General features: G+C 66.9%; 11 protein-coding genes. 5 read left to right on the top strand and 6 right to left on the bottom strand.

Annotation, left to right across the window (positions count from 1 at the left end; all coding sequences use genetic code 11):
- The first annotated feature begins 217 nt into the window (after positions 1-217).
- Positions 218-1,081 carry a fumarylacetoacetate hydrolase family protein gene (locus AC07VS_RS24525; protein ID WP_492348894.1) on the top strand — a complete coding sequence of 288 codons (864 nt, stop codon included), beginning with the start codon at positions 218-220 and terminating at the stop codon, positions 1,079-1,081.
- Between the two features lie 61 nt (positions 1,082-1,142).
- On the opposite strand, the gene AC07VS_RS24520 is transcribed toward AC07VS_RS24525, so the two are convergent.
- The 3 genes from AC07VS_RS24520 to AC07VS_RS24510 are packed head-to-tail and all read right to left on the bottom strand — an operon-like array spanning position 1,143 to position 3,995.
- Positions 1,143-2,138 (bottom strand): Bug family tripartite tricarboxylate transporter substrate binding protein, encoded by a 996-nt coding sequence (locus AC07VS_RS24520; RefSeq protein WP_494752268.1) that lies wholly within the window; start codon positions 2,136-2,138, stop codon positions 1,143-1,145.
- Between the two features lie 33 nt (positions 2,139-2,171).
- Entirely contained in the window at positions 2,172-2,990 is an 819-nt protein-coding gene (locus AC07VS_RS24515) for a beta-keto acid cleavage family enzyme (RefSeq protein ID WP_494752267.1), read from the bottom strand.
- 39 nt (positions 2,991-3,029) lie between these two features.
- Positions 3,030-3,995: a 3-hydroxyacyl-CoA dehydrogenase family protein gene (locus tag AC07VS_RS24510; protein ID WP_494752266.1), complete on the bottom strand. Its 966-nt coding sequence runs from the start codon at positions 3,993-3,995 to the stop codon at positions 3,030-3,032.
- 104 nt (positions 3,996-4,099) lie between these two features.
- Here AC07VS_RS24510 and AC07VS_RS24505 point away from each other — a divergent pair, with 104 nt between their 5' ends.
- Complete coding sequence (locus AC07VS_RS24505; protein ID WP_494752265.1) at positions 4,100-5,038, top strand: LysR family transcriptional regulator; 939 nt, start codon at positions 4,100-4,102, stop codon at positions 5,036-5,038.
- A gap of 4 nt (positions 5,039-5,042) precedes the next feature.
- On the opposite strand, the gene AC07VS_RS24500 is transcribed toward AC07VS_RS24505, so the two are convergent.
- Positions 5,043-5,552: a CreA family protein gene (locus AC07VS_RS24500; protein ID WP_494752264.1), complete on the bottom strand. Its 510-nt coding sequence runs from the start codon at positions 5,550-5,552 to the stop codon at positions 5,043-5,045.
- 80 nt (positions 5,553-5,632) lie between these two features.
- Here AC07VS_RS24500 and AC07VS_RS24495 point away from each other — a divergent pair, with 80 nt between their 5' ends.
- Together AC07VS_RS24495 and AC07VS_RS24490 are read left to right on the top strand one after the other, a co-directional pair.
- Complete coding sequence (locus AC07VS_RS24495; protein ID WP_494752263.1) at positions 5,633-6,421, top strand: SDR family oxidoreductase; 789 nt, start codon at positions 5,633-5,635, stop codon at positions 6,419-6,421.
- Positions 6,422-6,424: 3 nt separating this feature from the next.
- Positions 6,425-6,700 (top strand): 2Fe-2S iron-sulfur cluster-binding protein, encoded by a 276-nt coding sequence (locus tag AC07VS_RS24490; RefSeq protein ID WP_494752262.1) that lies wholly within the window; start codon positions 6,425-6,427, stop codon positions 6,698-6,700.
- A gap of 53 nt (positions 6,701-6,753) precedes the next feature.
- Here AC07VS_RS24490 and cphA read toward each other — a convergent pair whose 3' ends face one another.
- Both cphA and AC07VS_RS24480 read right to left on the bottom strand, forming a co-directional pair.
- Positions 6,754-9,321: a cyanophycin synthetase gene (gene cphA / locus AC07VS_RS24485; RefSeq protein WP_492348903.1), complete on the bottom strand. Its 2,568-nt coding sequence runs from the start codon at positions 9,319-9,321 to the stop codon at positions 6,754-6,756.
- Positions 9,322-9,362: 41 nt separating this feature from the next.
- Positions 9,363-11,582, bottom strand: a complete 2,220-nt coding sequence (locus tag AC07VS_RS24480; RefSeq protein WP_494752261.1) for a cyanophycin synthetase — start codon at positions 11,580-11,582, stop codon at positions 9,363-9,365.
- A gap of 183 nt (positions 11,583-11,765) precedes the next feature.
- On the opposite strand from AC07VS_RS24480, the gene AC07VS_RS24475 reads away from it, so the two are divergent.
- Positions 11,766-14,069, top strand: coding sequence for a cyanophycin metabolism-associated ABC transporter (locus AC07VS_RS24475; RefSeq protein WP_494752260.1), 2,304 nt, complete (start codon positions 11,766-11,768; stop codon positions 14,067-14,069).
- The last annotated feature ends 9 nt before the right edge of the window (positions 14,070-14,078 follow it).

Here is a 14,078-nt window from a genome sequence, read left to right as displayed (position 1 = left end):
TGAGTGAATCATGTCTTCTTGGATCGCCTGAACAGATGGGAATGAATGGGGTGTGCATTCTCTTGCATGTGCAGGATGCGCACCTTGTCGGGGCCTTGTGCGTGAAATCACTTGGCGCTCGAGTCAAGCATATTGCGGTCATTGCTTGGTATAAACGGCTCGCTTGTAATTTTGCGTGCTCACTGGGCTTGTATTCCGTCCAAACTGAAAGAATTTCATGAAACTCGTACGCTACGGCAACCCCGGCAAAGAAAAACCCGGCCTGATTGACGCCGACGGCAAACTACGCGACCTGAGCGGCGTGCTCAAGGACCTGGGGCCCGATCAACTCAGCGACGCCGCCCTGGCCAAGCTGGCCAAGGTCAAGGCTGACAAGTTGCCGTTGGTGCGTGGCAAGCCGCGTTTTGGCACGCCGGTGGCCGGCGTGCGCAAGTTCATTGCGATTGGCTTGAACTACGCCGACCATGCGGCCGAAGCTGGCCTGCCGGTGCCCAAGGAGCCCGTGGTGTTCACCAAGGCCATCAGCTGCCTGCAAGGCCCCAATGACCCTGTGATGTTGCCCAAGGGCTCCAAGAAGACCGATTGGGAGGTGGAGCTGGGTGTGGTGATCGGCAAGCAGGCGCGCCATGTGTCGCAAAAAGAGGCCCTGAACCATGTGGCCGGCTACGTGTTGGTCAACGATGTGAGCGAGCGCGAGTTCCAGATCGAGCGTGGCGGTACCTGGGACAAGGGCAAGGGCTGCGACACCTTTGGCCCCGTCGGCCCCTGGCTGGTGACCCGCGACGAAGTGCCCAATCCGCAGCGCCTGGATCTTTGGCTGGACCTGAACGGCCAGCGCATGCAAAGCGGCAGCACCAAGACCATGATCTTCAGCGTGGCCAAGATCATCAGCTACCTGAGCCAGTTCGTGACCCTGGAGCCGGGCGACATCGTCACCACCGGCACCCCGCCCGGCGTGGGCATGGGTGTCAAGAAGGACGGCCAGCCGGCACCGGTGTTCCTGAAGAAGGGCGATGTCATGACCCTGGGCATCAGCGGCCTGGGCGAGCAACGCCAAGAGGTGGTGGCCTTCAAGCTCTGAAGCGGCTCCTCAGAGAAAAGCCCCGGCGCGCAGGCCCCGGGGCTTTTTTGTGGGCCAAGCCTCAGTCCACCGTCGCCCCCGAATCTTTCACCAGCTTGCCCAGGCGCACCGACTCCTTCTTGATCAGTTCGCCAAACTGTGCGGCGCTGCCGGCCACGACCGGCGTACCGATGGCCTCCCACTTCTTGCGGAACTCGGGCTGGTTGAAGATCGCGTTCAGGGTGCTGTTGAGCTTGTCGATCACGGCAGGCGGCGTGCCGGCCCGCACCGCGATGCCGTGCCAGCCCGTCATTTCGTAGCCGGGCATGCCGGCTTCGGCCATGGTGGGCACATCGGGCAGGGTGGGCACGCGCTTGGGGGTGGTGACGGCCAGCGCGGTGAGTTTGCCCGATTGGATGTAGGGCAGTGAGCTGCCCAGGATGTCGAACATCACGTTCACCTGGCCGCCCAACAGGTCGTTCAAGGCCGGGCCCGCGCCGCGGTAGGGGATGTGCGGCATCTTGGTGTCGATCTGGGTGTTGAACAATTCGCCGGCCAGGTGCTGGGGCGTGCCGTTGCCGGCCGAGGCAAAGGCCAGCTCGGTGGCGCGTTTGCTTTTGAGCGCGGCGATCAATTCCTTGACCGATTTGATGCCCGTCTTGGGGTTGACCTCCAACACCAGCGGGAAGGCCGACAGCTGGATCACCGGCGCCAGGTCGGCCAGCGGGTTGAATGGCATGTTGCGGTACAGCGTCGGGTTGACCGCCATGGGGCCGCTGGCCGCCAGCAGCAGGGTGTAGCCGTCGGCGGGCGCTTGCTTGGCCACTTCAGCGCTGCCCAGGTTGCCGCCGGCGCCGCTCTTGTTGTCGACGATCACCGACACACCCAGGCGGGTTTGCATCTCGCCTTGCAGCAGGCGCGCCATCAGATCGGTGGGGCCGCCGGGCGGGTAGGGCACCACAAAGCGGATGGTCTTGTTGGGCCAGGGCTCCTGGGCCTGGGTGCCTGTGCTGAACAGCGTGGCCAGGGCGGCCAGGGCCAGGCCGCCGAGGGCCCGAGTGAATTGTTGGCGTTGCATGTTGTTTGTCTCCGGTCTTGGTCTTGTGGGGGCTCAGCCTGCGAACAGTTCGCGAATGTGGCGTGCCGTGGCCAGCGGGCGGCCCAGGCTGGCGGCCGCTTCGGCCGCCTGGGCCACCAGGGCCGCGTTGTGCGGGGCCCGGCTGCCATCCTTGAGCTGCAGGTTGTTCTCGAAGCCCACTCGAACATGCCCGCCCAGGGCGGCGGCGGCGGTCACGCAGGCGTGTTCGGTGGCCCCAAAGGCGCACACGGCCCAGGGCTCGGGCCCGGTGTGGGCGTGCACAAAAGGCACCAGGTCGCGTGGGCTGGAGGTTTGCCCTGCGGTGTAGCGCCCCAGCACAAACAGCAGGAACCAGGGCGCCTCGGGCACCACACCGCGTTCGCGCAGCGATTGCCAGCGCAACAGGTCGGCATTGTCATAAAGAATCACCTGCGTCATCACACGCTCGCTGGCCAGCCAGCTGAAGAAGTCGGCCAGGCCTTGCTCACCGATCTCGGGCTGATCGACCTCGCGCAAGCCTACGGACACGGCCTCGGGCCGCAGCTCGCGCACCATGGCGATCTGGGCCGGGGCGTGGTAGACCCGGGCGGCCTCGCTGGTGACCTGCAGCACCATCTGGTCGCCCACGGCGGCGCGCACGGCGCTCAGGGCATCGCGGTAGCCTTCCACGTCCAGGCTGTGGTGACCCTGGGCGTCGCGGATGTGCAGGTGCAGCATGGCCGCACCGGCATCCAGGCACTGGCGTGCGGTGACCGCCAGGGCGGAGGGGGTCAGCGGCACGGCGGGGTGGTCGCTGTGCAGTTTGTAGGCCCCGTTGGGGGCCGAGGTGATGATCAGTGGCGTGCTGGGCATGGGGTTCTCCGGTCAGGGCTGGGAGTGCGTGGTGTGGGCTCAGTCGCGCTCGATAGGCGGCAATTCGGACGCCAGCAGGGCGAGGCCTTGCTGCAGCAAGGTGTCATAGCGCTGGCGTTCGGCCAGTCGCCGCTCTTCGGGCCATTCGTAGAAGCCAGCCCCGGCTTTCATGCCCAGGCGGCCGGCGGCCACCTGCTCGCGCAGCACCCGGGCTGGCTCGGTGTTGGCGGTCAGCGAGGGGTACATGGTGGCCGCGGCGGCGCAGTGCACGTCCAGCCCGGCATGGTCGCGTTGCAGCACCGGGCCGGCCGCCAGGTAGCGAAAGCCGAAGCCAAAGCGCACGGCGGCGTCCACGTCCTCCGGCGTGGCCACGCCCTCGTCGATCATGGCAAAGGCCTCGCGGGCCAGCGCGTGCTGCAGGCGGTTGGCCAGAAAGCCCGGCTTGTCCTTGCGCACCCGCACCGGCACGCTGCCACAGCCACGCATGAACTGGCACAGACGGGTGGCCTGGGCCTCGTCGGTGGTCGGGCCATGCACCACCTCGACCAAGGGCACCAGGTGGGCTGGCATGAAGAAATGCAGGCCCAGCATGCGCTCGGCCGTGGGCAGCCCTGCCGCAATGGCGCTGATGGGGAAGCTGGAGCTGTTGCTGGTCAGCACCGCGTGGGCGGGGGCGCGCTGCACCAGTTCGGCGAACAGGGCCTGTTTCAGGTCCAGCTTTTCGGGAATGCATTCGATGACCAGCACCACGTCATGCCAATCCACGTCCTGCAGGCTGGCCACGGCCTGCACGCGTTCGACGCGGTGGCCCAGCTCCAGGGCCTGCAGGCCTTGTCGCACCCGTTGGGCCAGGGCCTGCCGCTGGACGAGGTTGGGGTCGCTCACGGTGACGCGGCAGCCGCCCCGGGCCAGCACGGTGGCCACATCGGCGCCCATGGTGCCGGCGCCGACCACCACGGCATGGGTGTGGCGGGGGTGGGCAGGTAAAAGCAAGTCAGGGTTCATGGTGTCTAGGGGCTGAGGTTGCGCCGCTGAATTGAGAAAGTCAGCGCAGTCTAGGAAGAGGGCATTGCACCGTCCAGACGATTTTTTCAATAAACTGATCGGCTATGCAGATCAATTGGTCCACCCGTGAGCTCGACGTCTTTCTCGCCCTGGGACAAACCCTGAGCTTTCGGCGCACCGCCGATCAGGTGCACCTGTCGCAGTCGGCGGTGTCGGGCGTGCTGACCCGGCTGGAAGAGTCTCTGGGCACGCGGCTGTTCGATCGCACCACGCGCAGCGTGCAGCTCACCCTGGCCGGGCAGGTGTTTTTTGAGCAGGTGAAGGTGCTGCGCGCCCAGACTGATGAGGCCGTGCGGGCGGTGCGCAGCGTGGCCGAATTGCAGGTGGGGCAAGTCACGCTGGCGGCCTTGCCCTCGCTGGCGGCCACGGTGGTGCCCGCCGCCATGGCCCGGCTGGCAGCCCAGTACCCGGGCATCCGGCTGTCGGTGATCGATACCTTGTCGGGCCCGGCCTTTGATCTGGTGCGTCGCGGCGAGGTGGACTTTGCGCTCACGGCCGCCAACCCGGCCTACGCCGATCTGGATGACCAGCCCTTGGCCTCGGACGGCTTTGTGCTGCTGTTGCCCGCGCAGCATGCCTTGGCCAACAGTCGGCAGGCCTTGGGTTGGGCCGAGGTGGCCGACCTGGTGCACATCTCCATGCCCCAGCCCACCAGCGTGCGCCAATATGCTGACGCCGCCCTGTTGGAGCACCGCCTGCGTTTTGCGCCGCGCTACGAGGTGGAGCACCTGGCCACCATCCAGGCCATGGTGGCGGCCGGTCTGGGCGTGGCGGCCCTGCCCGAATGGGCGGCGGCCGTGGCCCCCTTGCCCGGGGTGGTGAAGCGGCGCCTGTGTCGGCCCGATATCCGCCGCCCCATCGGCTTGGTCACGCGCCGCGGCCGGGCCCTGAGCCCCGCCGCCACCGAGATGGTGGCGCTGCTGCGCGAAGAGATGCTGCGCCTGGTGCCGGCGCGCCGGCACCGCGCTGCAATGAAGGCTTGATGGCTTACTTCAGCGGAATGGCTTGGGCCCGATCCACCGGCACCGCCGTCAGGCTGTTCTGGGGCGAGCCTTCGACCAGGCGATCCGAGTAGGTCAGGTAGACCAGGGTGTTGCGTTTGATGTCCACCATGCGCACCACGCGCAGGCGCTTGAACAGAATGGACATGCGCTCCGAGAACACCTCGTCTTCTCGCGGCAAGGGCTTCTTGAACGTGATCGGACCCACCTGCCGGCAGGCGATCGAGGCCTCGGCCTTGTCTTCGGCCAGGCCAAAAGCCCCCGACAGGCCGCCGGTGCGGGCGCGAGACACAAAGCAAGTCACGCCCTCCACCTGGGGGTCGTCATAGGCTTCAACCACGATCTTGTGGTTGGGGCCGATCAGCTTGAAGGCCGTGCTGACGTCGCCGACCAGATCGGGGCTGGCGTGGGTGCTCAGGGCGAGCAGGGCAAGCCCCAGCCCGGCGCTCAGGCGTTGAAGGGCCGTCCGGATGGCGGGGGGGGCGGAATCGGGCATGGGGTTTTCTCCTGAGGTTGCGCCCAAGGGCGGCGATTGCGTTAGTCTGCCCGCATTTCTTGACAACTCTGGAGATGAGCATGGAACTCGGCTTGGACGCGCAACATGTGTTGGTCACCGGTGGCAGCAAAGGCATTGGCCTGGCCTGCGCCAAGGGTTTTCTGGCCGAAGGGGCCCGTGTGACGCTGGTCGCTCGCAACCCGCAGACGCTGGCGCAGGCTTTGGAGGCCTTGGGCGGCGATGCGCAGCGTGTGGCCACGGTGGCGGCCGATCTGTGCGATGCCGCCGCCGCCTTGGGGGCCCTGGACGCTGCTGAGGCAGGCTTTGGCCCGGTCGATGTGCTGGTCAATTCAGCCGGCGCCGCCCGCCGCACCCCACCCGATGAGCTGACCCCCCAGGCCTGGCACGACGCCATGCAGGCCAAGTACTTCAGCTATCTGCACATGATTGACCCCACCATCAAGCGCATGGGCCAGCGCGGGCGGGGCGTGATCGTCAACGTGGTGGGCGCGGGCGGCAAGGTGGCCAGCCCCATCCACCTGCCCGGCGGTGCGGCCAATGCCGCGCTGATGCTGGTCAGCGCCGGACTGGCAGCCGCCTATGGCCCGCGGGGCGTGCGAGTGAACGCGGTCAACCCCGGCGCCACCCTGACCGAACGCCTGCGTGAAGGCCTGAATGCCGAGGCCCGTCTGCAAGGCATCAGCCCGGAAGAGGCCCTGGAACGCTCCCGCGCCAAGCTGCCCCTGGGGCGACTGGCCACCCCGGACGAAATTGCCAACGCCGTGGTGTTTCTGGCCTCGCCCAAGGCCAGTTACGTCACCGGCGCCATCCTGGCCATGGATGGCGCAGTGACACCGATGGTGGTCTGAGCCATGACCGAGTGGCGCATCCGCTGTCCTGATCTGGATGCGGAGTGGACGGCGGCTGAGGGTGAATCACTGCTTGAATCGGCCGAGCGCGCCGGCATCGAGTTGCTCAGTTCATGCCGCAACGGCACATGCCGCACCTGCATGTGCCGGCTGGTGGCGGGTGAGGTGCGTTACCGCATTGAATGGCCGGGCCTCAGCCGGGAGGAGAAGGCTGAGGGATGGGTGCTGCCATGTGTGGCGGAGGCGGCGCAGGATTGCGTCCTGGCCCTCTGGGCTTGATCCGAGGGCTGGCCCTGCCACGCCGTGACCGGCAACCGCTATGAGGGGCCAGATCACCCCTCCGCCACTCGCTTCGCCAGGTGCGCCAGCGCCTCTTCCACCTGATCCACCAGAACCAGGCACAGGTCGCCGGGTTGCAGGCGGTCCAGGGCCACGTCGATGGCCTTGAACTCGCCCTGGATCTCTTCGACATGGCGGGTGCGGGTGGCGCCGGCCAGGCCTTGACGCAGCAGGGCCATCACCTCGCCGTCGGCGCGGCCGCGCTGGCAGGCGTCTTCGTACAGCACCACGTCATCAAAGGCCTGGCCCAGGATGGCGGTCTGTTCGGTGATGTCTTCGTCGCGCCGGTCACCGGCACCGCTGATGACCACGGCGCGGCGTTGGGCCGGCATGGCCTCGACGGCCGAGACCAGGGCGCGCATGGCGTCGGGGTTGTGGCCGTAGTCGGCAATCACGGTGGCGCCGCGGAAGTCCATCACATTGAAGCGGCCGGGGGCGTTGTCGCTGTCGTTGACAAAGCTGGCCACGCCGCTGCGGATGGTGTCCCAGCTCAGGCCCACGCCCCAGGCGGCGGCCACGGCGGCCATCACGTTGTCGACCTGGAAGCCGATGGTGCCGTTGCGGGTGATGGGCACGTCGCGCAGCAGGATGTGCTCGCGCCAGGTGCCTTCGGCCACCACGATGGCGTCGCCGTCCACATAGACGGTGCGCTTGCCCTGGGCCCGGTGGGTGGCCATGACGGGGTGGTTGCGGTCTCGGGCAAAGTAGATCACCTGGCCTGGGCAGCTTTCGGCCATGGCGGCGACCATGGGATCGACGGCATTGAGCACGGCGTAACCCTGGGGGGCCACGTTCTGCACGATCACGCGCTTGACCACGGCCAGGTCTTCCACCGTGTCGATGTAGTTCATGCCCAGGTGGTCGCCGGCGCCCACATTGGTGACCACAGCCACCTGGCAGCGGTCAAAGCCCAGGCCTTCGCGCAGGATGCCGCCGCGCGCGGTCTCGAACACGGCCGCATCCACATCGGGGTGCAGCAGCACGTTGCGGGCGCTCTTGGGGCCGCTGCAGTCGCCGCTGTCGATCTGGCGGCCGTTCACGTACACGCCGTCGGTGTTGGTCATGCCGACGCGCAGGCCGCTGGCGCTGAACAGGTGCGTGATCAGGCGGGCGGTGGTGGTCTTGCCATTGGTGCCGGTGACGGCCACCACCGGGATGCGGCCGTTTTCTCCGCTGTTGTACAGGTGCGAGACCATGGCCTCGCCCACCTGGCGGCCCTTGCCAAAGGAGGGCATCAGGTGCATGCGCAGGCCGGGGGCGGCGTTGACTTCGACGATGCCGCCGTGCTGCTCTTCGAGCGGACGCAGCACGCTTTCGCAGACCACGTCGACGCCGCAGATGTGCATGCCCACCATCTGGGCTGCGGCCACCGCACGGGCGGCCACTTCAGGGTGCACGTCGTCGGTCACGTCGGTGGCGGTGCCGCCGGTGCTCAGGTTGGCGTTGTTGCGCAGGATCACGCGCTGGCCCTTGGGCGGCACGGATTCAGGCTTCAGGTCTTGCAGGGCCAGCCGGGCGATGGCAATGTCGTCAAAGCGGATCTTGGTCAGCGAGGTGGCGTGGCCCACGCCGCGGCGCGGGTCGGCGTTCACGATGTCGACCAGTTGGCGCACGGTGTGCACGCCGTCGCCGATCACCTGGGGCGGGTCGCGGCGGGCCGCAGCGACCAGGCGATCGCCCACCACCAGCAGGCGGAAGTCATTGCCGGGCAGGTATTTCTCGACCAGCACTTCGCCGATGTCGGCGGCGGCCTTGTAGGCCAGGTCCAGGTGGGCGCGGTCGACGATGTTGACGGTGACGCCCTTGCCCTGGTTGCCATCCTGCGGCTTGAGCACCACGGGCAGGCCGATCTCCAGCGCTGCGGCCCAGGCATCGTCGGGGCTGGTCGCGGGGCGGCCCAGCGGCACGGGCACGCCGGCGGCGCGCAGCAGCATCTTGGTCAGGTCTTTGTCTTGCGCGATGGATTCGGCCACAGCGCTGGTGGTGTCCACTTCGGCGGCCTGGATGCGGCGCTGGCGCGAGCCCCAGCCAAACTGCACCAGGCTGCCCGAGGTCAGGCGGCGGTAGGGGATGCCCCGTTTGACGGCGGCTTCGACGATCGAGCCTGTGCTGGGGCCCAGGCGCTCGTCTTCATCGGTTTCACGCAGCTTGGCGATGGCCTCATCGATGTCGAAGGCCGCGTTGTTCTGCGCTGCCTGGATCAGGGCCAGCGACAAGTCGAAGGCCTGGCGGCCGACGGCTTCTTCGCTGTACTCGATCACCACCTGGTAGATGCCGGCTTCGGAGGTCGTGCTGGTGCGGCTGTAGGTGACCGGGCAGCCGGCCTGTGATTGCAGGGCCAGGCCGGCGGCTTCGAGCACGTGGGCCAGCGAGACCGGGCCTTCGTTGCTGTCATGGCGCAGCGGCCCCAGGCCCGGGAAGAGGGCTCGGATACGGGCTTCGAAGCCTTCCAGGGCGGCAATCGAGCGCTCGGCGGGGGCACATTCCACCACAGCCTCAATGGCGGTGTGGCGGCTCCAGATGTTGGGGCCGCGCAGGGCCCGGATGCGTGAGACTTCCATCTGTTTCTCTTGGGTGTTCAGGGGCGCAGGGGGGCCGTTGTTCAGCGGAAAAAGGCGGTGCTGCCGGCCGGGCGGACCGGTTGCGGATCGGGATCGAAGGTCTCGATGCCGGCGGCGATCAGGTCGGGCGAGATCTCCAGGGCCCAGGCTGTGGCCACGGCGGCCAGCAGGGCCTCTTCGGTCATGGGGAAAGCGGTGTTCTGGCGCTCGCGGATGTCGCCCAGGTCGGACAGCACCTTTTCGTGGCTGCCTTCGGCCAGTACCACGTAACCTTGCTTCAGGTAGACGGCGCGGCCCTGGCTTGCGCGGTGGGCTTCGATGGCAGGGATGCCGGCCTGCAGGCCGTACAGCACCACCGAACCATCGCACAGCGAGGCCATGTCGCTGACGCGGGAGTCGGCGGTGTTGAGCACGGCCACGCCGTCGGGCAGTACCACGTCCACCTGGGTGCGCATCACGCGCACCATCTGGTCGGGCTCGTGCACGTCGTAGTGGCTGAGGGCCTCAAAGCCTTCGAGGTCGGTCACCACGCCCACCTGGCAGCGGTCGTAGGGCAGGCCATCACGCAGGATGGTTTCAGCACCGTTTTCGATCACGGTGGCTTGCACCGAGTGGTTCATCAGCAGGCGGTGGCCGGCCTCCCAGTGGGCGCAATTCACCGATTCGACACGGCGGCGGTCCAGGAACAGGCCGTCTCTGCAGGCCAGACCGGTCTGGCGGCCGCTCAAATGGGCCAGCCAGGCCACCATGCGGGCGATCTTGTGGGTGTCGCGGGTGCCTGCCACGCCCACCACCGGGATGCGGCCGGGGGCGTTGTCGCCCTCGGTTTCGGGGAACAGGTGGTCGACGATGGCGCGGCCCACCGGGCGGGGCGAGCCCTCGGCGGGCTTCAGGTGCATCAACAGGCCGGGGCCGGCGTTGACCTCGACGATGGCGCCGCCCTGGTCGTTCAGAGGGCGCGAGATGTCCTGCGCCACCATGTCGATGCCGGCGATGTCCAGGCCCACGACCCGGGCGGCCAGGGTGGCGGCATGAGCCACTTCGGGGTGCACGCTGTCGGTGCAGTCGATGGCCACGTTGCCGTTGCGCTCGATCACCACAAAGCGGCCGGCAGCCGGCACGGCTTCAGGCGTCAGGCCTTGGCGCTGGATTTCAAGCTGCACCTTGTTGTTGGTTTCGATGACGATGGTCTCCAGCGGAAACTCTTCTTCGATGCCGCGGCGCGGGTCGGAGTTGAGCTGGCTGTCGATCAGCTGGCGCACCGTGCTGCGACCATCACCGGTGATGCCGATGATCTCGCCGCGGGCCGCGGCCACCACCCGGTCGCCCACCACCAGCAGTCGGTGTTCGTGACCGGGGATGAAGCGTTCCACCATCACGTCGCTGCCCTCGGGGTAGGCCACGTGGTAGGCGGCTTCGATGTCGGCTTGTTCGTGCAGGTCCAGGGTCACGCCACGGCCGTGGTTGGCGTCCGAGGGTTTGACCACCACCGGCAGGCCGATGTCCTGGGCGGCTTCCCAGGCTTCCTCGGGGCTGTTGACGATCTGCCCCTCGGGCACCGGAACGCCGCACGATTTAAGCAGTGATTTGGTCAGGTCTTTGTCGCCCGCAATGCCTTCTGCGATGGCGCTGGTGAATTCGGTCTCGGCTGTCCAGATGCGGCGCTGGCTGGCGCCGTAGCCCAGTTGCACCAGGTTGCCGTCGTTCAGTCGGATGTGGGGAATACGGCGGTCGGTGGCTGCGTCAACGATGCAGGCGGTGCTGGGGCCCAGGTAACAGTTGTCGACCTCGGTGCGCACGCGGTTCACGGCGGTCTTCACGTCGAAGGACTCGCCCTGGATGGTGGCGATCAGCAGTTTGTGGCCTTCGTCCAGGGCGGCCCGGGCCACGCGCTCTTCGCGGGCACGGAACACCATGCGGTACACGCCGTGGCGTGAGGTGCTGCGCGTCTGGCCAAAGCCGGTCGGCATGCCGGCCAGGTTCAGCAGCTCGATGACGATGTGCTCCAGGATGTGCCCGGCCCAGGTGCCTTCCTCCAGCCGCTGCAGAAAGCCACCACGCTCACCGACACCGCAGTGGTGCTCGATCAAGGCAGGCAGCAGGGCGACCAGCCGGTCTTTGAAGCCGGGGATCTTGTTGGAGGGGTAGTCTTCCAGTTCCCCGAGGTCCAGCCAGACTTCCAGCACGGAGCGGTAAGTCCAGATGTTGGGGCCGCGCAGGTAATTGATGCGCAAGAGCTTGAGATCGTCGGCTTTGATCATGTTCGAGTCGGGTTCGGTGCCTGGCGCCATACCGGCAGTCAGGCGAGATTGTGCGCTCAGTTTGGGGGCTTGGCCGTGGCTGCATTCTCCTGCAGCCTGCCGCATGGCCTCGGTTTCGGCGAAAATCGACTTTTCCTGCTTGAGCGCGGGAGGTCGAACGGTGCCGCGCGGTACGGAATCAAAATGCAACATTCACATCCTGTAGGTTCATCTGGCGAAGCGGCGGATCCCGGAAGAATCAACCCCCAAACTCAGCTTGCACGTGGTGAAAACGTGCTCGCTTCCCTGCCGGTTGACCTGGACGAGCGTCTTTGTTTTGCAAACGGGCTGCTGGTGGTCACCGAGCAGCGCCTGCTCAGTTGGGCGCCGGGCGCCGGGCAGTGGCAGTCCTGGCCCTTGCAAGAAGGCCTGATGCTGCGCCACAGCGACCACGCCGGCGTGGGCCAACTGGAGCTGCTGGGCCCGGGGGCGCGGCTGGCCAGCTGGCGCTTCACGATGGCGCTGGACGTGCACGCGATGCGCGTGATCAAGGTGTTCGAGCAACGGCTGGCCGTGCTGGCCGGGGCCGCCCCGGAAGAGGCCGAGGAGGCTGCTGCCTGCCCATCGTGCGGGGCCCCCTTGCCCGCCGACAGCGACGAATGCCCGGCCTGTTCGCGCGAAGCGAGTGCCACCACCTCCACCTGGGTGCTGCTGCGCCTGTGGCGGTTTGCCCGGCCTTACCGCAAGCAACTGTTCACCGGTTTTGCGCTGACGTTGGCCTCCACGGCGGCCACCCTGATCCCGCCTTACCTGACCATTCCGCTGATGGATGACATCCTGATCCCGTTCCAGAACGGCAAGCAGATCGACCCCATGCTGGTGCTGCTGTACCTGAGCGGGCTGTTGTTGTCGGCGCTGGCGGCCTGGGGCCTGAGTTGGGCACGCACTTACATATTGGCGCTGGTGTCCGAGCGCATCGGGGCCGACCTGCGCACCACCACTTATGAGCATTTGCTGCGCTTGTCGCTCGATTATTTTGGCGGCAAGCGCACGGGCGACCTGATGAACCGCATCGGGTCAGAAACCGACCGGATCAACGTCTTCCTGTCCTTGCACGCCCTGGATTTCGTCACCGATGTGCTGATGATCGCCATGACCGCGGTGATTCTGTTCTCGATCAACCCCTGGCTGGCCTTGGTCACCCTGGTGCCGTTGCCCTTCATCGCCTGGCTGATCCACACCGTGCGGGATCGCCTGCGTACCGGCTTCGAGAAAATCGACCGGGTCTGGTCGCAGGTCACCAACGTGCTGGCCGATACCATTCCGGGCATCCGGGTGGTGAAGGCCTTTGCCCAGGAGCAGCGCGAGGCCGACCGCTTCAAGCAGGCCAATCGCCATAACCTGGAGGTCAACGACAAGCTCAACCGCACCTGGTCGCTGTTCTCGCCCACGGTGTCGTTGCTGACCGAGATCGGCCTGCTGGTGGTGTGGGGCTGTGGCATCTGGCTGGTGTCCAGGAGCCAGATCACGGTGGGCGTGCTGACCGCCTTCATTGCCTACATCGGGCGCTTCTACACCCGGCTCGATTCGATGAGCCGCATCGTGTCGGTGACGCAAAAGGCCGCCGCGGGTGCCAAGCGCATTTTTGACATTCTGGATCACATCTCGAACGTGCCCGAACCCAGCCAGCCGGCGCCCCTGCCGCGGGTCTTGGGCCGCATTGAAATGAGTGGCATCGGCTTCCGTTATGGCACGCGCACGGTGATCCGTGGCGTGGATCTGGACATCCAGCCCGGCGAAATGATCGGTCTGGTGGGGCACAGCGGCTCAGGCAAAAGCACCTTGGTCAACCTGATCTGCCGCTTTTACGACGTGACCGATGGGGCGATCAAGCTCGACGGAACCGACGTGCGCCGTTTCAAGGTGTCGGATTACCGCAGCAACATCGGCCTGGTGCTGCAAGAGCCCTTTTTGTTCTTTGGCACGATTGCCGAGAACATCGCCTACGGCAAACCGGGTGCCACCCGCGAAGAGATCGTGGCGGCCGCACGGGCCGCGCACGCACACGACTTCATCCTGCGCCTGCCCCAGGGCTATGACTCGCTGGTGGGTGAGCGCGGCCAGGGGCTGTCGGGGGGCGAACGCCAGCGCATCTCGATTGCACGCGCCTTGCTGATCGATCCACGCATCCTCATCCTGGACGAGGCCACCTCGGCGGTGGACACCGAAACCGAGAAGGAAATCCAGCGCGCCCTCGACAACCTGGTGCAGGGGCGCACCACCATCGCCATCGCCCACCGGCTTTCCACCCTGCGCAAGGCCGACAGGCTGGTGGTGATGGACCGCGGCCAGGTGGTCGAAGTGGGCCCGCACGACGAGCTGATGGCCAAGCAAGGCGCCTACTGGCGTCTGTACGAGGCCCAGGCCCGGCGTGTGGACGGCTCGGACGACGATGGCGCCACCCTGACCCCCAGCGCCCATTCGGCCCACCCGGCCGGCCAACCCTGAGCTGCCTCC

The sequence above is a fragment of the Curvibacter sp. GW821-FHT01G03 genome (assembly GCF_059422285.1).
Note: the sequence above shows the minus strand (reverse complement) of the source record. Positions and strands in the feature narration are given on the sequence as shown.

Excerpts from the sequence above, each read along its gene's own strand:
- AC07VS_RS24505 (WP_494752265.1), top strand. The coding sequence starts at position 4,100 with ATGCAGATCAATTGGTCCACCCGTGAGCTCGACGTCTTTCTCGCCCTG.
- AC07VS_RS24515 (WP_494752267.1), bottom strand. The coding sequence starts at position 2,990 with ATGCCCAGCACGCCACTGATCATCACCTCGGCCCCCAACGGGGCCTAC.
- AC07VS_RS24520 (WP_494752268.1), bottom strand. The coding sequence starts at position 2,138 with ATGCAACGCCAACAATTCACTCGGGCCCTCGGCGGCCTGGCCCTGGCC.
- AC07VS_RS24495 (WP_494752263.1), top strand. The coding sequence starts at position 5,633 with ATGGAACTCGGCTTGGACGCGCAACATGTGTTGGTCACCGGTGGCAGC.
- AC07VS_RS24510 (WP_494752266.1), bottom strand. The coding sequence starts at position 3,995 with ATGAACCCTGACTTGCTTTTACCTGCCCACCCCCGCCACACCCATGCC.
- AC07VS_RS24475 (WP_494752260.1), top strand. The coding sequence starts at position 11,766 with ATGCAACATTCACATCCTGTAGGTTCATCTGGCGAAGCGGCGGATCCC.
- AC07VS_RS24490 (WP_494752262.1), top strand. The coding sequence starts at position 6,425 with ATGACCGAGTGGCGCATCCGCTGTCCTGATCTGGATGCGGAGTGGACG.
- AC07VS_RS24525 (WP_492348894.1), top strand. The coding sequence starts at position 218 with ATGAAACTCGTACGCTACGGCAACCCCGGCAAAGAAAAACCCGGCCTG.
- cphA (WP_492348903.1), bottom strand. The coding sequence starts at position 9,321 with ATGGAAGTCTCACGCATCCGGGCCCTGCGCGGCCCCAACATCTGGAGC.
- AC07VS_RS24480 (WP_494752261.1), bottom strand. The coding sequence starts at position 11,582 with ATGATCAAAGCCGACGATCTCAAGCTCTTGCGCATCAATTACCTGCGC.
- AC07VS_RS24500 (WP_494752264.1), bottom strand. The coding sequence starts at position 5,552 with ATGCCCGATTCCGCCCCCCCCGCCATCCGGACGGCCCTTCAACGCCTG.